The organism is Kitasatospora sp. NPDC090308 (genome assembly GCF_044769485.1).
Taxonomy (GTDB): Bacteria; Actinomycetota; Actinomycetes; order Streptomycetales; family Streptomycetaceae; genus Kitasatospora; species Kitasatospora fiedleri.
The window spans coordinates 106849-126182 of the sequence record NZ_JBIVXY010000010.1; the positions used below are offsets into that span (position 1 = coordinate 106849).

The 19334-nt window shown below is 76.0% G+C and carries 11 protein-coding genes and 1 pseudogene; 8 read left to right on the forward strand and 4 right to left on the reverse strand.

Going from position 1 to position 19334, the window contains the following annotated elements:
- Positions 1–122 precede the first annotated feature (122 nt).
- Entirely contained in the window at positions 123–3038 is a 2916-nt protein-coding gene (locus ACIQVD_RS22690) for a hypothetical protein (RefSeq protein WP_402291391.1), read from the forward strand.
- Positions 3039–3066: 28 nt separating this feature from the next.
- On the opposite strand, the gene ACIQVD_RS22695 is transcribed toward ACIQVD_RS22690, so the two are convergent.
- Complete coding sequence (locus ACIQVD_RS22695) at positions 3067–3855, reverse strand: PP2C family protein-serine/threonine phosphatase (protein ID WP_400680499.1); 789 nt, start codon at positions 3853–3855, stop codon at positions 3067–3069.
- A 256-nt stretch (positions 3856–4111) separates the two neighbouring features.
- Between ACIQVD_RS22695 and ACIQVD_RS22700 the strand changes: the two genes are divergently transcribed.
- From ACIQVD_RS22700 to ACIQVD_RS22720, 5 genes and pseudogenes are all read left to right on the forward strand, one after another.
- Positions 4112–4339: a hypothetical protein gene (locus ACIQVD_RS22700; RefSeq protein ID WP_100834742.1), complete on the forward strand. Its 228-nt coding sequence runs from the start codon at positions 4112–4114 to the stop codon at positions 4337–4339.
- A 138-nt stretch (positions 4340–4477) separates the two neighbouring features.
- Positions 4478–5737, forward strand: coding sequence for an FAD-dependent oxidoreductase (locus ACIQVD_RS22705; RefSeq protein WP_402291394.1), 1260 nt, complete (start codon positions 4478–4480; stop codon positions 5735–5737).
- 289 nt (positions 5738–6026) lie between these two features.
- Positions 6027–6689, forward strand: a complete 663-nt coding sequence (locus ACIQVD_RS22710) for an ATP-binding cassette domain-containing protein (RefSeq protein ID WP_402291396.1) — start codon at positions 6027–6029, stop codon at positions 6687–6689.
- Positions 6686–8629: a YhgE/Pip family protein gene (locus ACIQVD_RS22715; protein WP_402291398.1), complete on the forward strand. Its 1944-nt coding sequence runs from the start codon at positions 6686–6688 to the stop codon at positions 8627–8629. Before ACIQVD_RS22710 ends, ACIQVD_RS22715 begins: the two co-directional genes overlap by 4 nt.
- A gap of 119 nt (positions 8630–8748) precedes the next feature.
- Positions 8749–9096, forward strand: a pseudogene (locus ACIQVD_RS22720) (PRC-barrel domain-containing protein).
- 115 nt (positions 9097–9211) lie between these two features.
- Here ACIQVD_RS22720 and ACIQVD_RS22725 read toward each other — a convergent pair.
- The 3 genes from ACIQVD_RS22725 to ACIQVD_RS22735 form a co-directional block, all read right to left on the reverse strand.
- Complete coding sequence (locus tag ACIQVD_RS22725; RefSeq protein ID WP_402291400.1) at positions 9212–9454, reverse strand: hypothetical protein; 243 nt, start codon at positions 9452–9454, stop codon at positions 9212–9214.
- Positions 9455–9504: 50 nt separating this feature from the next.
- Positions 9505–9933 (reverse strand): ATP-binding protein, encoded by a 429-nt coding sequence (locus ACIQVD_RS22730; RefSeq protein WP_400680486.1) that lies wholly within the window; start codon positions 9931–9933, stop codon positions 9505–9507.
- Between the two features lie 128 nt (positions 9934–10061).
- Positions 10062–10439 carry an STAS domain-containing protein gene (locus ACIQVD_RS22735; RefSeq protein WP_400680483.1) on the reverse strand — a complete coding sequence of 126 codons (378 nt, stop codon included), beginning with the start codon at positions 10437–10439 and terminating at the stop codon, positions 10062–10064.
- Between the two features lie 203 nt (positions 10440–10642).
- Between ACIQVD_RS22735 and ACIQVD_RS22740 the strand changes: the two genes are divergently transcribed.
- Both ACIQVD_RS22740 and ACIQVD_RS22745 read left to right on the forward strand, forming a co-directional pair.
- A complete protein-coding gene (locus ACIQVD_RS22740) occupies positions 10643–14800 on the forward strand; it encodes a SpoIIE family protein phosphatase (RefSeq protein ID WP_402291523.1) in 4158 nt (1385 codons plus the stop codon).
- Positions 14801–15032: 232 nt separating this feature from the next.
- Entirely contained in the window at positions 15033–19313 is a 4281-nt protein-coding gene (locus ACIQVD_RS22745) for a HAMP domain-containing protein (protein WP_400680480.1), read from the forward strand.
- Positions 19314–19334 lie beyond the last annotated feature (21 nt).

The window sequence follows — 19334 nt, forward strand, 5'->3', positions numbered from 1 at the left end:
TCGGATCAGGGTCAGGGCCGGGGACTGGGCGAGCACGGCCCGGGCCCGGCCGCGGGCGGTGGCGGCTACGGGGGTGGCGGATGACATCGGGTGCGGTGCGGGGCGGTCCGGGGATCGGCGGGGTGCGCACGACGGCCAAGTACGAGGTGGACGCGCTGGTCCAGGACCTCGTGGCGCAGTTCAGCGCGGCCCGGCTGCCGATGCCGGTGGTGGTGCTGTACGCCCAGGAGGACGATCCGGAGCTGGACGCCGAGGTGCGCGCGGTGGTCCGGGCGGTGCAGGAGGCGCAGGAGGGCGGCGACCTGCCGCACCGCTCGGTGCCGCACGTCTCCGACGGTGATCCGCACCAGAACGCGATCGCCGTGCTGGACGGGCTGGCGAGGGGCCCGTGGGCGCGCCGCGGCCCGTCCTGGTACCGCGGGTACCCGGCGCCGCGCTCCCGGCTGGTCGCCGCGATCGAGGCCGCCACCCGGCACGTGCTGGACGGCTCCCCGGCCCCCGGCGGGGCCGACGCGCCCGCCGCACCCGTCGGCCCCGCCGCCGCGCGGCCGTTCGAGGAGCTGGTGGAGGCGGTGCTCGTCCGGCTGCGCGACCTGCACTGGCGGCCCGAGCCGCGCACCGCCGGGGGCGAGTGGCAGCGGCTGCTGTCGCCGGTGCTGAACTCCACGACGCTGATCGGGGCGTTCGTCCTGGCGGCGCTCACCAGCCTGCTGACGCAGGCGAGTTGGCAGTTGGTGACGGGGGTGCTGCTGGCCGCGGTGGTCGTGCTCGGAACGACCGGCTGGGTGCGGCGCAACACCGCGCCGCTGTCCTGGCTGGGCCCGGCCAGCCGCTGGTTCGCCACCACCACCTTCCTGGCGGCCTCGGGGCGGCAGGCGGCGGCCTGGTCGCTGTGGCGGCCCCGGATGTCGTGGGACGTCACGCAGGCCCGGGCCCGCGAGGTGACCGGGGAGATCCTGAAGGCCCAACTGCCGGACACCCCGCCCGCCGAGCGGGACCGCGCCCAGCAGTTCCACCTCCAGCTGCGCACCCTGGCGCTGCTGGAGGACCTGCGCCGGGCGCACCGCTCCTGGACGCCGGACGCCCGGGCCCGCAAGCGCCGCGTCCCGCCGGTGGTCTTCGTGCCCCGGGCGGACGCCGCGAGCGGCGCGCTGCGGGTGCTCGGCGCGATCTCGGACGTGCGCAGCCGCCGCAGCGAGCAGGACCCGTTGCTGGTGCTGGCGGCCGTCGCGCACGCCGACGTGGCGGCCTGGCTGGAGGACGACCACCCGGCGCCGGTCGGGGTGCACACCCTGGGGGCGCGCCGCGGCCCGTACGAGAACTGGGTGAGCGACCTGCGGGTGCGGCAGGCGCCGAGCCGGGGGCGGGCGCTGGCCTGGACGCTGCCGGTACGGCTGACCAGGCTCCAGTTGCAGGCGGGCGAGACCACCCGGCTGGCGCCGGTGCCGGTGCGCCGTTCCTGGTGGTTCCTGTGGTCGCGCTGGTCGGTGCTGCTGGCGCTGGTGCTGGTGGCGGCCGGGGCGGGGCTACGGGTGCAGCAGCTGTCCGGGCGGTACTGCGAGGCCCGGCTGGTGGGGTCGAACCCGGACGCGGTGTGGCGCACCGACCCGGGCGGGACGCGGGAGTGCGTCGGCGTGGACACCGGGTCGGTGACCTTCGCGGGCGACGGCGGCGGCATCCGGCTCAACGGCGAGCTGCCGGGCGCGGGGGCCGACCGCACCGGGGCGGACATCGGCCTGCGGACGCTGGAGGACGCGATCCGCCGCGAGAACGACCGGGTGGCCGCGCTGCCGGACGTCAGATACGTGACCGTGGTGTACGCGGGTTCGCTGACCACCGCGGCCGGGCAGGACGGCCGGGCGCTGAACAGCCTGAAGGAGCTGACCGGCGTCCACCTGGCGCAGGTCCGCAACAACGCGGGCGACCCGTTGAAGATCAAGGTGCTGGTCGCCAACGGCGGGCAGGACATGTACTTCCAGACCGAGATGGTGCACCGGATCGTCGACCTGGCCGCCCGCGACCGGTCGATCGCGGGCGTGGTCGGCCTGGGGCGGGACACCTCGGACAGCGACACCGCGCTCACCCTGCTCCAGCAGGCCGGACTGGCCGTGGTCAGCACCACCAACTCGGCCAGTTACCTGGCCCGCGGCCACGTCAACTACTTCGGCCTGGCCGCCACCGACCAGGAGGAGGCGGCGGCGCTGCGCCTGATCGTGGACGGCCTGGCCACCCCGCCGCAGGACCGCTGGGCGGCCGTCCTGACCCGCACGCCCACGCCGGACGACCGCTACAGCCCCGAGCACGCCCGGTACGGCAGCGCGATGCTCACCGACGCCGGGTACCGCCTGATCGGCGGCCGTCCCCTGGAGTACGGCCTGACCAGCAACGGGGACCCGGACTACGAGGCGGCGCTGGCCACCACCTGCCACGGCGACCACCCGCCCGCCGTGCTGTACCTGGCCGGCCGGGCCGACGACGTCAACCAGCTGATGCGCCGGCTGGCCGACGACAAGGGCTGCGCCCGGCCGCTGACCGTGCTGACCGGCGACGACCTGACCAAGGCCCAGTTCCGCACCGGCGGGACGGCGATGGCCCCGCAGGCCACCCTGTACTACACGGCGCTGAGCGACCCGGCCGCGACGGCCCGGGGCTCGGACCTCGCGGAGACCGCCGCGAGCGTCCTGCACCTGGTGCCCGCGGGAGCCAACCCGTACGAGGACGACGTGTTCTCGGACGGTTCGCTGGCCCTGGCCTACGACGCGACCGCCGCGCTGCAGGCGGGGGCCGCCAAGGCCGGGGCCTCGCAGCTGACCGGGACGGGCTCGGTGATGGCGGCGCTGCGCGCGGTGCAGCTGAACAACCGCCCGACCGGGACGGTGGACTTCCGCGAGGTCGGCCCGCTGGCCACCGAGCCCCAGCCGGGGCACGGGCTGCACATCATCCGGGTGCGGCGCGACGCGCAGGGCGCGCCGGTCACCGACCACCTGTGCGGCCGCCCGGCCGGGGAGACCGCGCCGCTCACCGGGTGCGCGCCCTGACCGGCCGGCCGGGGCGCGCCGGGCGCGGTCACTCCTCGATCCGGACCAGCGCGAGTGTGATGTTGTCCGGGCCGCCGGCCCGGATCGCGGCCCGCCACAGGTCGACCAGGGCGCGCTGGTCGTCGCCCTGCGGGTCGCCGTCGGCCTCGGCGGCGGCCTCGGTGAGCAGGGCGGCCAGTTCCTCGGGGGCCACCGGGTCGGTGAGGCCGTCGGTGGACAGCAGGTAGCGGGCGCCGGGCCCGGCCGGCAGCCGGACCAGGTGGGGCCGGAGGTCCTCGGGGGCGGTGGCGCCGCCGAGGGTGCGGGTGACCAGGTGGCTGGTGCGGCGGCCGGGGGCGGGCGGCGGGCTGTCGTCGGTGCTGAGCAGGCGCAGGCCGAGGCCGTCGCCCCCGTCCGGGGTGATCTCGTGGACCTGGCTGTCGCCGACGTTGAACACCAGCACGTGCTCCCCGTCGAACACCGCCCCGGCGACGGTGGTGGCCATGCCGGTCAGCGCCGGGTCGGCCTCGCCCGCCTCCCGCAGGGACGCGTGGCAGGAGCGGAGCGCCTCGGTGACGTCCTGCTCGGTCCGCAGCCGCGCCCCGGCCTCGGCGAGGTGGCGGGCGGTCAGCGCGGAGGCGACGTCCCCGGCGGGGTGGCCGCCGAGCCCGTCGGCGACGGCGACCAGCACCGGGGGGCCGCCGAGCGGGAAGACCATGCTCTGCGGGCTGTCGGTGGAGGTGGCGCACAGGGTCCACGGGCCCAGCACCAGGCTGTCCTCGTTGTGGTCCCTGACCACTCCGTCATGGCTGAGCGCGCTGACGACGACGTACGGCACTCCACGGCCCTTTCCTCGAACCCCCCGACCCAACGTGTCGCCCCATTCTCCCCACCGCCCGCCCGGCCCCGTCGGCAGGGCGGCCACTCGCGCCCGCCGCCGCCCGCTCCTGCCCGCTCCTGCCCGCTCCCGCTCGGGGGGACGTACCGACGGGACGTCAGGAGACGGGCCGGGAAGGGGAATCCTCCGGGCGGTCGGGGGTAGACGCCGTTCCGGCCCGGTCAGAGGAGCGGGCCGAAACGACGACGGAGGCATCATGGGTCTCGGTGGCTGCATCATCCTGCTGGCGGTCGGAGCGATCCTCGCGTTCGGCGTGCACTGGCACCTGGCGGGCGTCAATCTCACGGTGGTCGGTGTCGTCCTGATGGCGGCGGGCCTGATCGGTGTCGTGGTGTACGCCCGCGTGCTGGGCCGCCGCCGCTACCTGGGCGGGCGCGGTGTCGACGAGGTGGTGGTCGAGGAGCGCCGCCGCGACGTGCTCTGACGGCCGGGCGGCCTCTCCGCCCGGCCTCCGCGACCCGGCGGCCCGTCCGTCCGGCGACCCATCCGTCCGGCGGGCCGGTTCCGAATGGGAACGTGGCCCGGTGCGGGGCCGCCGGTGCGGTCGTCGAGGAGGAGCGCGGTGGACACGAACGGTGCGGTGGACGTGGCGGTGGTGGGCGCCGGGGTGGCCGGGCTGGCCTGCGCGCTGGACCTCGCCGCGGCGGGGTGGCGGGTGCGGCTGCTGGAGGCGTCGGACGGGGTGGGCGGGCGGATGCGCACCGACCTGCGCGACGGCTTCCGGCTGGACCGCGGCTTCCAGGTGTTCAACACCTCCTACCCGCAGGTGCGCCGCCGCCTGAACCTGCGCCCGCTGCGGCTGCGCCCGTTCACGCCCGGCTTCCTGCTGGCCGGTCCGGCGGGCCGCCGCCGGGTCGTCGACCCGCTGCGCCGACCGGACCTGGCCGGCGACCTGCTGACCGGCCGGACGGTGCCGCCCCGGGACGCGGCGGCGCTGGCCGCGCTCACCGTGCGCGACGCCCTGCTGCCCGCCGCGCTGCTGCGCCACGGACGCGACGTGCCCGCGGCGGTGGCGCTGCGCGCCGCGGGCGTCTCCCGGGCGACCGTCGACGGGGTGCTGCGCCCGTTCCTGTCCGGCGTCTTCCTGGAGGACGGACTGGCCACCTCCAGCCGGGTCCTGCACCTGTACTGGCGCAGCCTGGTCCGGGGCACCCTCGTCCTCCCGGCGGCCGGGATCGGGGCGGTGCCGCGGGCGCTGGCCACCCTGCTGCCCCCGGGCACGCTGGAACTGGGCGCCCGGGCGGCGGAGGTGCACCGGGACGGGGTGCTGCTGGCCGACGGCCGGGAGGTCGCGGCGCGCTGCGTGGTGGTGGCCACCGAGGCGGCGACGGCCGCGACGCTGCTGCCCGGCCTGCCGGTGCCGGAGACCCGCTCGGTGACGACCTTCTACCACGTGACCGAACGCAGCCCGCTGGCCGAACCGACCCTGCTGGTGGACGCCGCCGGCCGACTGCTGAACTCGGTGGTGCTGTCGGAGGTGGTCCCCGGCTGCGCGCCGCGCGGCCTGTCCCTGGTCTCCACCTCGGTGCTCGGCACGACGGCCGAGGAGGGCCCGGTACGCGCCCGGCTGGCCGAGCTGTACGGCTGCGACACCTCCGCCTGGCACCCCCTGGCCGCGTACCGCATCCCGGGCGCCCTCCCCGCGATGCCCGCCCCGCACCCGCTGACCCGCACCACCCGGTGGGCCCCGGGCCGCTACGTGTGCGGCGACCACCGGGCGACCGGCTCGGTCCAGGGCGCCCTGGCCTCCGGCGCCCGAGCGGCCCGCGAGGTCCAGGCCGACCTGGCAACCGGCCCGGACCGCCAGGGCCCCGGCCGCTGAAACACTGACCGCCGAGGCCGGACCGCCGAGGCCGGACCGCCGAGGCCGGACCGCCGAGGCCGGACCGCCGAGGCCGGGGCAACGGCCACTCGCAGGAACCGCACCGGAACCCGCCGCGTCACCATCGCCCGGACGGGCACCCCACTCGCAGACCTGCCCAGCCGAGCCGACCCCCCGGAAAACCCGTGACTCCCGCGCCCCGGACCGCCGCGGGCATGGTCCGGCCGATTGCGGTTACCCGCCGGTAGTGATGGTGCATGGGGAAGCCGTGACGGCTCGGGGAATCAGTGTGCGGGGCCCGCGCGGGCCGGTGTTCGAGAACGTGGACGTGGCGGTGCCCGCCGGCGGGCTGCTGGTGGTGCACGGGCCGGCCGGGTCGGGGCGGACCAGCGTGCTGCTGGCGCTGGCCGGCCGGATGCGGTTGGGCACGGGCGCGCTGCGGGTGGGCCGACACCGGGCGCCGGGGGCGGGGGCCGGGCGGGTGCGGCGGGCGGTAGCGGTGGCCCGGGCGGACGGCGCGGTCGCCGCCGAGGGCCGGTTGCGGGTGCGTGAGCTGGTCGCCGAACGCTGCTGGCTGGAAAAGGGCGTGACCCGGCGGCAGGTGGTCGAGGCCGCCCGGCTGCTGGGCCTGCACCTGCGCGGCGCGACCCTGGTGGAGGACCTCCCGCCGCTGGAGGCACTGCTGCTGGACGTGGCGCTCGCGCTCGCGGCCCGCCCGCCCGTGCTGGTCGTGGACGCCGTGGACCGCGACTGCCCGGACGGCGACCGCGCGCTCGCCTGGCGGGCGCTGGCAACGGTGGCGGCCACCGGCTGCACCGTGCTGGCCGCCGCCGCCCAACCGCCCTCGCCGCCGCCCCCGGGCACCGTCCTGCTGGCCCTGCCGCACCGGGCCGACCCGGACGCCCCCGCCGCCACCCCCGTCCCCGCGTCCGGTCAGGGGGTGGCCGCGTGACCGCCGTCCGCCTCGCCTGGCTCGAACTGCGCCGCTTCCGCGGCCCGCTGCGCCGGCTGGTGCCGCTGCTGCTGTGCCTGATCCCGCTGCTGTACGGGGCGATGTACCTGTGGGCGAACTGGGACCCGTACGGGAAGACCGACCGGATTCCGGTGGCCGTGGTGGACCTGGACCGGCCCGCCGTCGCCGAGGGGGGCCGGCCGGTGGACGCCGGGGCGCAGCTGGTGGAGCAGTTGAAGGCGTCCGGCACCTTCGGCTGGCAGTTCGTCGACGCGGGGACGGCCGACGCCGGGCTGCGCGGGGGCCGGTACGCGTTCACGGTCGAGATCCCGGCGGACTTCAGCGCCCGGCTGGCGACCGCCACCGACGCGCAGCCGCAGCAGGGCGGCATACTGCTGCGGCTGAACGACGCGAACAACTACATCGCGGGCGTGATGACCGAGGTGGTGCAGTCCAAGCTCCAGGCCCAGGTGGACTCGGCGGTGCACGAGGCGTACGTCCGCGCGGTCTACGGCGAACTGACCGACTTCCGCAAGGAGTTGGCGGTGGCCTCGGAGGGCGCCCAGCAGCTGGTCGGAGCGACCGGGACGGCGCAGCAGGGCAGTGCGGCGCTCGCCTCGGCGGCCGTCGGGCTGCACGCGGGCACCGAGCGGATCGGCGCCGGGGCGCAGCAGATCAGCCAGGCCGTGGGGCAGGTCGACCACGCCGCCGAGGCGCTGACCAAGGCGGCGACCGACCGGCTGCCGCAGGCCGCCGCCCAGTTGGTGACGGCCGCCTCGGTGGCCGCCGAGGGGTTGCACACCCTGCACACCGGCACCTCGCAGGTCCGCGCGGGCGCCGACACCGCCCTCGCCGATCTGCGCCAACTCGCGACCAACCATCCGGAGTTGGCCCAGGACGCGGTGTTCGCCCGGGCGCTGCGCGACGCCGAGCAGGCGGACGCCACCGCCGCCGGGATCGACGACCGGGCGGCGGCGGCCGACACCGGCGCGCAGCAGAACCTGGCCGCCGCCCGCGACCTGCAGCGCACCGCGACCGCCGTGCAGCAGAACGCCGCCGCGCTGAACAGCCCGCTGCGGCTGCTGGACAGCGGCACCGCCGAGGTCGCCGCGGGGACGTCGACGGTGGCCGGCGGCCTGGACGCGCTGCGGGCGGGCGCGGACGCCGCGAAGTCCGCCGCCGACCAGGCGCACGACGGCGCGACCCGGCTGGCGGGCACCGTGGACGACGGGCTGCACCGCATCCCGGAGCTGACCGACCAGCAGATCGCGGGCGCCGCCCAGGTGCTGGGCACACCGGCCCGGATCGACCGGACCAACCTGCACCCGGCGGGCGTGTACGGGCGCGGGATGGCCCCGTTCTTCTTCGGCATCGCGCTCTGGGTGTTCGGCCTGTTCGCGTACCTGCTGCTGCGGCCGGTCAACCGCCGGGCGCTGGCCGGGCGGGCCCGGTCGGCGACGGTGGCCGCCGCCGGGTGGCTGCCCGCCGCGCTGCTGGGCGCGGTGGCGGCGCTGGTGCTGTACGCGGTGGTGGACCTGGGGCTGGGGCTGGACCCGGCGCACCCGTGGGCCACCGTCGCGCTGCTGGTGCTGGGCGCGGCCTCGTTCGTGGCGGTCGACCACTTCCTGCGGACCTGGCTGGGGGTGGCGGGCGACGTGCTGTCGCTGGTGCTGCTGGTCCTCCAGCTGACCGCGGCCGGCGGCCTGTACCCGATGCCCACCACCCCGGCGTTCTTCCAGGCCGTGCACCCGCTGCTGCCGATGACGTACCTGATCGACGGGCTGCGGGTCACCGTCTCCGGCGGCCAAACCGCCCACCTGCTGCGCGACGGGATCGTGCTGGCGGGCTTCGGCGCCGTGTTCCTCGCCCTCACCGCGCTGGCGGTGCGCCGGCAGCGGGTGTGGACGGTGGCCCGCCTGCACCCGGACATCGAGCTGTGAGCGCCCGGCCGGTGCGGAGCGGACGGGCCGTCATCTTCCGTGCGAGTGGCCCCGGTTGGCGGGGGTAGCCGACGAACGGTCCACCGGAACGGCCGGGGGCCGGCATCGAGGAGGCGGACGTGACCGGCGGAATATGGGGCTACGAGCAGGCCGAGGGCTACACCCCCGGTTCCGACCTGACGGGGTACCGGGTCGAGGCGACGGACGGCCACATCGGCAAGGTCGACTAGCACACCGCGGACGTCGACGCGGGCTACCTCGTGGTCGACACCGGCCCGTGGATCTTCGGCCGCGAGGTGCTGCTCCCGGCGGGCACCGTCATCCGGGTCGACGACCAGGAGAAGACGGTCTGGGTGAACCGCACCAAGGAGGAGGTCAAGGACTCCCCCGAGTTCGACCGGGACCGCCACCTCGGCGACCCCGACTACCAGCGCCGGATCGGCGGTTACTACGGCGGCCTCCGCTGAGCCCACCGCACCCGCACCGCGGGCCGCCCCCGGAGACCGGGGGCGGCCCGTTTCGGTTGCCCGCCCCGCCTCGGCGGCAGGCCGGGACCGGTCGGTGTGTCGGCGTGGACGGGTGTCAGCGGGCCCGGCCGGAGAGCTGCCCGGCGGCGGGACGGCGTGGCTCGGGCGGGACGGACGGAGCGAGCGGGCCCGGCTGCGGGCCCGGCTGCGAGCCCGGTTCGAGGAACGGGGAGGCGGTGACCGGCGCCGGCCGTTCTCCGTCCCGGAGGCGGAGCGGCGGGTGGGCGGCGGTCTCGGAGAAGGGCTGCCACAGCGGGTGGCGGTCGGTGTCCATGCCCTGGGTCTGACCGGCCGTCACCGATCGAATCCTCCGATTTTCCCGCGGCCCGCGGGATTCCCCCGGACGGGCTACAGGGCGAAGGTGACCCGAATCCGCTTGCCGCCGGCCGGCAGCGGGTCGACCCGGCAGGTCGCGGCGAGCGCCTGGACGATGGCCCAGCCGCGGCCCCCCGCGGTGGCGGGGTCGCGGTCGTGCAGCGGTTGGGCGACGGGCGGGCGGTCGTCGCCGTCCTCGACGTCGACGACCAGTTCGGTCCCGCCGGGCCCGAGGCGGGCGTCGAAGCAGGTCAGGCCGCCGCCGTGGCGCAGGGCGTTGGCGACGAGTTCGGTCACCGCGAGCTGGGCGTCGGCCAGGACCCGGCCGCCTGGGTGTCCGGCGGACTCCAGCAGTCGGGCGAGGACCGCGCGGGCCTGGCCCGCGGTCCGCACGGGCGCCGGCGGCCGTTCTCCCGGGACGGCGGCCTCCGGGGACGGCGGCCGGGCGTCGTCGTGGGGCATGAACGACCTCGAATCGTCTACGGCACCGTACGTGCCGGCCGGCGAGGCCGGACGGAGAGGAGGGATCCAGTGGGATCGGAGTGCTTGTGCCCCGGAGGGGACGGATGATGCGGGACGGTGCACCCGCGTCACCCGGCTCCGGTCCCGTGCGGGTGGCGCCGCAGCAGTGCGGCGGCGGCCTCCCTGGCCTGCGGCAGGCTCTCGGCCACGGTGAAGTAGCCGTCGGTCGAGGTGATCTCCAGCAGGCGCCGGACCACGGGCGCGAGCGGGCCGAGCAGGACGAGCGCGCCGCCCGCGGCCTCCGTCCGCTGCTGGGTCAGCACCAGGGTCCGCAGCGCGGAGGAGTCGGCGAAGGTGACCGCCGAGACGTCCAGGACGAGTGCGCCGGTGCTGCGGGTGACGGCGGCGTCCACCGCCTCGGCGAGTTCGCGTTCGCTGTCGTGGTCGAGATCGCCGCTCAGGTGCAGCACCGTGGGTTCGGGCGGCCCTGGGGTGTGGTCGGTCATGTCGGCCATGCTAGGCCCTGCCGTTCGGGGCCCGGGGCCCACCCGTCGGACCGGCCCCCGGGGGGGTCGGGGTTGCCCGGCCCGGAAGGGGGCAACCGGAGGAGCACCGGGCGCGGACCCGGCACAATGCAGGCTGGCGGCGCCGCGTCCGGCGCCGCCGGGCCGGAAGGAGGTACCCGGTGACGCGGGAGCGGGCTCTGGGGGTGTTCGGCGCCGACCCGGCGGTGGGTGCCGACCTGGCGCGGGTCGACTGGTCGGCCACGCCGCTGGGCGACCCGGCGGGCTGGCCGCAGAGCCTGCGCTCGGCGGTGGACATGATGCTGTCCTCGCGCTTCTCCATGTGGATGGGGTGGGGCCCGGACCTGACGTTCTTCTGCAACGGCGCGTACCGGCGCGACACGCTGGCCGACAAGTACCCGTGGGCGCTGGGCCGCCCGTTCCGCGAGGTGTGGGCGGAGGTCTGGGAGGACGCCGGGCCCCGGATCGAGCACGTGCTGACCGAGGGCGAGGCGACCTGGGACGAGGCGCTGCCGCTGCGGCTGCAGCGCTCCGGCTACCCCGAGGAGAGCTACCACACCTTCTCCTACAGCCCGCTGCGCGACGAGGCCGGCGCGGTGGTCGGCGTGCTGTGCGTGGTCAGCGAGGACACCCAGCGGGTGGTCGCGGAGCGGCGGATGGCGACCCTGCGCGACCTGGGCTCCGACCCGGGGGCGGTGCGCGCCGAGGACGAGTTCCTGGCGTTCAGCGCCGAGCAGCTCGCCCGCAACCCGTACGACCTGCCCTTCACCCTGACGTACCTGTTCGACGACCGGGGCGGCGCCGAGCTGGCCGCCTCCTCCGGCGTGCCCGCGGGCCACCCGGCCGCGCCGGCCCGGATCGGGCCCGGGGAGCCGGGCCCGTGGCCGGCCGCGGCGGTCCGCCGGGGCGCGGCGGTGTCGGTGCCGCTGACCGGCGAACGGTTCGCCGATCTGCCGCGCGGGGCGTGGGAGGAGCCGCCCCGGGAGGCCCGGCTGGTGCCGTTGAGCGGTCCGGGCGGCGGCGGGCCGAGCGGTTTCCTGGTCGTCGGCCTCAACCGGTACCGCCCGGCGGACGACGCCTACCTGGACTTCGTCGACCTGGTCGCGGGCCGGCTGGCGGTGGGGATCACCAGCGCCCGCAACCACGAGGCGCAGCAGCGGCGCGCGGAGCAGCTGGCCGAGCTGGACCGGGCGAAGACCGCGTTCTTCTCCAACATCAGCCACGAGTTCCGCACCCCGCTGACGCTGATCTCCGGACCGGTCGAGGACCTGCGGCAGCGCTTCGCGGACGCCGACCCGGACGTCCGGGAGGACCTGGAGACGGTCCACCGCAACACGCTGCGGCTGGGCCGCCTGGTCAACACGCTGCTGGACTTCTCCCGGATCGAGGCGGGCCGGATGCGGGCCCGCCCGGAGCCGGTCGACCTGGCCCGGTTCACCGCCGAGCTGGCCGCCGTGTTCCGCTCGGCCGCGCAGCGCGCCGGGCTGGTCCTGGAGGTCGACTGCGCGCCGCTGAGCGCGCCGGTGCCGGTGGACCCGGAGCTGTGGGAGAAGGTCGTCTTCAACCTGCTGAGCAACGCCCTGAAGTTCACCTTCGAGGGAACGGTCCGGGTCCGGGTGCGCGAGCGGGACGGCCGGGCCCTGGTCACCGTCGAGGACACCGGGGTGGGCGTCCCGGCCGCGGAGCTGCCGCGCCTGTTCGACCGCTTCCACCGGGTCGAGAACAGCCGGGCCCGCTCGCACGAGGGCAGCGGCATCGGCCTGGCCCTGGTCAAGGAGCTGGTCGACCTGCACGGCGGGGCGATCACCGTCGACTCCGTGCCGGACCGCGGCACCTCCTTCACCGTCAGCCTGCCGCTGGCGGACTCCGGCGCCCCGGCTGCCCAGAACGACCCGGACAGCCCGGACGGCACCGCCCGCCCGGGCGCCGAGGCGTTCGTCCAGGAGGCCCTGCGCTGGGAGCACCGCCCCTCCCCCGGGCCTGCCGGGCCGCAGCCGGACGGCCCGCAGCCGGACGACGGCCCGCAGCCGGACGACGGTGCGGGGACGGACGCCGGTGCGAGGACGGACGCCGGTGCGGGGACGGACGCCGGCACGCCCGCGCACGTCCTGGTCGTCGACGACAACGCCGACATGCGCGACTACCTCAGCCGCATCCTGCGCGGCGCGGGCCACCGGGTCACCGCGGTCGCCGACGGCGACCGGGCGCTGGCCGCCGTCCGCACCGCCGCCCCCGAGCTGGTGATCAGCGACGTGATGATGCCCGGCACGGACGGCCTGCGGCTGGTCGCGGCGCTGCGCGCCGACCCGCGCACCGCCGCCCTGCCGGTGCTGCTGCTGTCGGCCCGGGCCGGGCGGGAGGACGCCATCGACGGCTTCGAGTCGGGGGCTGACGACTACCTGGTCAAGCCCTTCGCCGCGACCGACCTGCTGGCCCGGGTGCGCGCCGCGCTGCGGCTGGCGCGGCTGCGCGACCAGCACACCCGCTGGCAGGACGCCCTGGTCGACTCGCTCCAGGACGCGTTCTTCGTCTGCGACGAGGACGGCGCCGTCGTCCAGGTCAACCAGGCGTTCACCGACATCCTCGGCTACGGCCCCGAGGGGCTGCCCTACCCGGCGCCGCACCCGTGGTGGGCGGACCCCGCCACCGACCCGGACGCCCACCGGCAGGCCGCCGACGCCCTGGCCCGGGCGACCGCCGACGGCCGCGGCAGCTCCACCGCCCCCGTCACCCACCGGGACGGCCACCGGATCTGGACGCACTCCACCTTCAGCCGCGTCCCGGACCCGGCGACCGGCCGCACCGTCACCGTCGGCACCTTCCGGGACGTCACCGCCGAGTACTACGCCATCCAGCGCGAGAGCGCCCTGGCCCTGCTCGCCGACTGCCTGAGCCGGGCCACCGGCGCCGAGGAGTCGCTCGCCTGCGCCCTGGCGGAGATGCGCGGACTGTGGCGCGCCCGCCGGGTGGTGGCGGTCCACTTCGACCGCGCCGGGGCCGCGCCCCGGCTCACCGCCGCCGGGCCCTGCCCGGACTGGCCGGACCTGCCGGAGGAGCGCCGGGCGGCGCTGACCGCGCTGGCCGCCGCGCCCGCCCTCACCCCGGTGGAGGGGCCCGCCGGGACCGGCATCCGGCTGGAGCGGCCGGGCGGACCGCTGGTCCTGGTGGTCGAGCTGGGCGAACGCCGCCCCTTCACCCGGGAGGACGAGCTGCTGCTCGTGCTGCTGGGCGGGCGCCTGGCCCAGGGGCTGGCCCGGGCGCAGCGGATCGACCAGCAGCGCGAGACGGCCATCGCCCTCCAGCGGGCCATCCTGGGCCCGGACCGGCTGCCGCCCGGCTTCGCCGCCCGCTACGAGCCAGCCACCCCGCCGCTGGAGGTCGGCGGCGACTGGTACGACACCGTGCCGCTGCCCGACGGCCGGATCGGCATCATCGTCGGCGACTGCGTCGGGCGCGGCCTGGCCGCGGCCAGCGTGATGGGGCAGCTGCGCAGCGCCTGCCGGGCGCTGCTGCTCCAGGACCACAGCCCGGCCCGGACGCTCGCCGCGCTGGACGCGTTCGCCGCCGCCATCCCCGGCGCGGTCTGCACCACCGTGTTCTGCGGCGTCCTCGACCCGGCCACGGGCGTGCTGCGCCACTCCAGCGCCGGGCACCCGTCCGCGGTGCTGGCCCGGGCCGACGGCTCCACGACCCTGCTCGAAGGGGGCCGCGCCCTGCCGCTGGCCGTCCGCCCCGGCCTGCCCCGGCCGGAGGCCACCGCGGTGCTGCCCGGCCGCTCCACGCTGCTGCTGTACACGGACGGACTGGTGGAGCGGCGGCGCGAGGGCCTGGCGGAGGGGATCGCGCGGGCCGGCCGGGCGGTCGTGGCGGGCGCGGCCCTGCCCACCGCCGACCTGCCCGAGCACGTGACGGACCTGCTGCGCCCCGCCGAGGGCTTCGAGGACGACGTCGCCGTCCTGCTGTACCGGCAGCCCGCCGTCCTGACCCTGTCCTTCCCGGCCCGGCCGCAGGAGCTGCCGGCCGCCCGCGCGGCCCTGCGCGCCTGGCTGGCGGAGTGCGGCGTCCCGGCCGGGGCGGCCCGGGAGGTGTCGGCCGCCGGGGCGGCGGCCCTCGCCGAGTCCTTCGCGGACGGCACCGACGCCCCGCACGACCCCGACGCCCCCGACGCCCCGGACGGCCCGGACGGCCTCGACGGCTTCGACGGCCTCGACGGCGGCGGCCCGCACTCCCCCGACGGCACCGTGCGGCTGACCGCCCGGGCCACCGCCGACCGGCTGCGCGTGACGGTCACCCGCGCCGGGGGCCCCGAGGCGCTGGTGGTCCAGGCCGCCCTGCCGGGCTGAGGCCGCGGCCGGGGCCCGGCCCCGGACCCCGCCGGACGCCCCGCCCTGGCCCCGCCGGACGCCCTGTCGGGACCCCGCCAGGTCTCCCACCTGGGGGTTTTCCGGCGTTACGGCCACTGGGGTAGCCTCGCCGGGGGTCCGGGATCACGGCAGTTCCGCCGTTCCAGGTAGCCCGTGCGCTTGATCGGTTGCCCCGCCGGACGGCGGGGCGTGGCAGGAGGCGGAGCTTTCGATGGCTGGCTCGACGACGTCGCGGAACCCGCAACCGGACGCGGCGGCCGTCCGATCCCAGATCGGCGAGGCCGAACTCCGGCTGCTGCTGGCGGGTCTGACCGCGGTGCGCGACGGTGACTTCAGCACCAAGCTGGCCGGTGACTCGGACGGGCTGCTGGGCGAGATCGCCACCGTGTTCAACGGCATGGTGGACCAGCTGTCCCGGTTCACCTCCGAGGTGACCCGGGTGGCCCGCGAGGTCGGCACCGAGGGGCAGCTGGGCGGCCAGGCCGTGGTGCCCGGGGTGTCCGGCACCTGGGAGGACCTGACCGACTCGGTCAACGCGATGGCGGGCAACCTCACCACCCAGGTCCGCAACATCGCGCAGGTCACCACCGCGGTCGCCAACGGCGACCTGACCCGGAAGATCGACGTCGCCGCGCGCGGCGAGATCCTGGAGCTCAAGACCACCATCAACACGATGGTGGACCAGCTCAGTTCGTTCGCCGGGGAGGTCACCCGCGTCGCCCGCGAGGTCGGCACCGAGGGCATCCTCGGCGGCCAGGCCGACGTGAAGGGCGTCTCCGGGACGTGGCGCGACCTGACCGACAGCGTCAACTCGATGGCGGGCAACCTGACCGGCCAGGTCCGCGCGATCGCCCAGGTGGCGACCGCGGTGGCCGAGGGCGACCTGTCGCAGAAGATCACCGTGACCGCGCGCGGCGAGATCCTGGAGCTGAAGGACACCATCAACACGATGGTGGACCAGCTCAGTTCGTTCGCCGGGGAGGTCACCCGCGTGGCCCGCGAGGTCGGCACCGAGGGCCGGCTCGGCGGCCAGGCCGACGTCCGCGACGTGTCCGGCACCTGGCGCGACCTGACCGAGTCGGTCAATGTGATGGCCGACAACCTGACCGCCCAGGTCCGCGCGATCGCCCAGGTCACCACGGCCGTCGCCAAGGGCGACCTGACGCAGAAGATCCGGGTGGACGCCCGGGGCGAGATCCTGGAGCTGAAGGAGACCATCAACACGATGGTCGACCAGCTCTCCGCGTTCGCCGACGAGGTCACCCGCGTGGCCCGCGAGGTCGGCACGGCCGGCAACCTGGGCGGCCAGGCCACCGTCCGGGGCGTCTCCGGCACCTGGAAGGACCTGACCGACAACGTCAACGTGATGGCGTCCAACCTGACCGGCCAGGTCCGTTCGATCGCGCAGGTCGCCACCGCGGTGGCCCGCGGCGACCTGAGCCAGAAGATCACCGTCGAGGCGGAGGGCGAGGTCGCCGCGCTGGCCGGGGTGATCAACACCATGGTGGACACCCTCTCGGCGTTCGCCGACGAGGTCACCCGCGTGGCCCGCGAGGTCGGCACCGAGGGCATCCTCGGCGGCCAGGCCCGGGTGCCGAACGTCGCGGGCACCTGGAAGGACCTCACCGACAACGTCAACTTCATGGCGCACAACCTGACGTCGCAGGTCCGCAACATCGCGCAGGTCACCACCGCGGTCGCCAACGGCGACCTGACCCGGAAGATCGACGTCGACGCGCGCGGCGAGATCCTGGAGCTCAAGACCACCATCAACACCATGGTCGACCAGCTCGGCTCGTTCGCCGCCGAGGTCACCCGCGTCGCCCGCGAGGTCGGCAGCGAGGGCCGCTTGGGCGGTCAGGCCGAGGTGGAGGGCGTCTCCGGCACCTGGAAGCGGCTCACCGAGAACGTCAACGAGCTGGCCGGGAACCTCACCCGGCAGGTCCGCGCGATCGCCGAGGTGACCAGCGCCGTCGCGGCGGGCGACCTGACCCGCTCGGTCACCGTGGACGCCTCCGGCGAGGTCGCCGACCTCAAGGACAACGTCAACGCGATGGTCGGCTCGCTGCGCGAGACCACCCGCGCCAACGAGGAGCAGGACTGGCTCAAGACCAACCTGGCCCGCTTCTCCGGTCTGCTCCAGGGCCAGCGGGACCTCGCGGTGGTCGCCGAGGCGGTGATGGACGAGCTCACCCCGCTGGTGGGCGCCCAGGTCGGCGCGTTCTACCTGGCCGAGGAGGGCGACCGGGGCACGGTGCTGCGGCTGTTCGGCTCGTACGCCTACCCGGACGGCGAGCGGCCGACCAGCTTCCGGCTCGGCGAGTCGTTCGTCGGCCAGGCCGCCCGCAGCCGGCGCACCATCGCCGTCGAGACGCTCCCCTCCGGCTACCTGGCGGCCTCCTCCGGCCTGGGCCGGACCGAGGAGCTGTCGCTGCTGGTCGTCCCGATCGTGGTCGAGGAGCTGGTGCTCGGCGTCATCGAGCTGGCCTCGGTCCGGCCGTACACCGCCGTCCACCGGGCCTTCCTGGACCAGCTGATGGAGACCATCGGCGTCAACGTCAACACGATCGTCGCCAACGCCCGCACCGACGAACTGCTCGGCGAGTCGCAGCGGCTGACCGCCGAACTCCAGGTCCGCTCGCAGGAGTTGCAGGCCCGGCAGGAGGAGCTCCAGGCGTCCAACGCGGAACTCGAGGACAAGGCCGCCCTGCTGGCCGCCCAGAACCGGGACATCGAGACCAAGAACCTGGAGATCGAGCAGGCCCGGCAGGAGCTGGAGGAGCGCGCGCACCAGCTCTCGCTGGCCTCGACGTACAAGTCGGAGTTCCTGGCCAACATGAGCCACGAGCTGCGCACCCCGCTCAACAGCCTGCTGATCCTGGCCCAGCTGCTCGCCCAGAACCCCACCCGGAACCTGACCGCCAAGCAGGTCGAGTACGCGGGCATCATCCACTCGGCCGGCTCGGACCTGCTCCAGCTGATCAACGACATCCTCGACCTGTCCAAGGTCGAGGCCGGGAAGATGGACCTCAACCCCGAGCCGGTCGCGCTGCGCAGCCTGCTGGAGTACGCCGAGGCCACCTTCAAGCCGCTGACCGGGCAGAAGAGCCTGGCCTTCACCGTGCGCACCGCCCCGGACGTGCCCGAGGACATCGTCACCGACGACTACCGGCTGCGCCAGGTGCTGCGGAACCTGCTCTCCAACGCGGTGAAGTTCACCGAGCGCGGCCGGGTCGAGCTGCGGATCGGGATGGCCCCCGAGGACCAGATCCCCGAGGGCGTGCGCCGCGGCGGCCCGGTGCTGGCCTTCCGGGTCTCCGACACCGGCATCGGCATCGCGCCGCAGCACCTGGAGACCGTCTTCGGCGCCTTCCAGCAGGCCGACGGCACCACCAGCCGCAAGTACGGCGGCACCGGCCTGGGCCTGTCGATCAGCCGGGAGATCGCCTACCTGCTCGGCGGCGCGATCACCGCCGAGAGCGTGCTGGGCAGCGGCAGCACCTTCACGCTGTTCCTGCCGGTGACCCGGCCGGAGTTCCTGGCCCTGGAGGCCGGTCCGCGCGCCGACGCGGCGGTTGGCGGCCCGGTGGCGGCCGACCTGCCGCACCAGGTCTCCGAGGAGGGCGCGGCGGCGCTCCAGCCGCGCCGCCTGCTGGTGGTGGAGGACCGCCAGGGCGGCCTGCTGTCGCTGGTCGCCGAGAACGCCACCGCCGAGCCGGCCGGTCTGACCGGGGCCAAGGAGGGCCGCCGCCGGGTCGAGGTGGTCACCGCGGTCGGCGCGGCGGAGGCCGCGGCCGTCCTGGCCTCGGCGCCCTCGCACTGCGTGGTGCTGGACCTCGACCTGCCCGACGGCGCCGCCCCGGCGCTGCTGCGCGACATGGACCGCGACCCGGCGCTCCAGGGCGTGCCGGTGCTGGTGCACAGCAACCGCGGCACGCCGGGCGACGCCGACGCGCTCTCCCGGGCCGGCGCCCGGCCGCTGGAGGTCATCTCCAGCCTGGACGAGCTGCGCGAGCGGATCGCCCTGCACATGAGCGCCGACCACCCGGGCGACGTGCCGCTGGTGCGCGGCACCCCGCAGGACGCCACCTGGGAGGCGGCCGGGGTGGACTCCGCGCTGAGCGGCCGCCTGGTGCTGGTCGTCGACGACGACGACCGCAACCTGTACGCCATCACCGGCATCCTGGAGCTGCACGGGATGCGGGTGCTCCAGGCCGAGAACGGCCGGGCGGCGCTGGAGACGCTGGCCGCCAACCCCGGCATCGACGTGATCCTGATGGACGTGATGATGCCCGAGATGGACGGCTACACCGCCACCGCGGCGATCCGCGCGATGCCGCGGTACGCGGCGCTGCCGATCATCGCCGTGACCGCCAAGGCCATGGTGGGCGACCGGGAGAAGAGCCTCGCCTCCGGGGCCAGCGACTACATCACCAAGCCGGTCGACGCCGGTGAGCTGATCGGCCGGATCGAGGCCCAGCTCACCGAGTAGCCGCCCCGCTCCCCCGCCCGT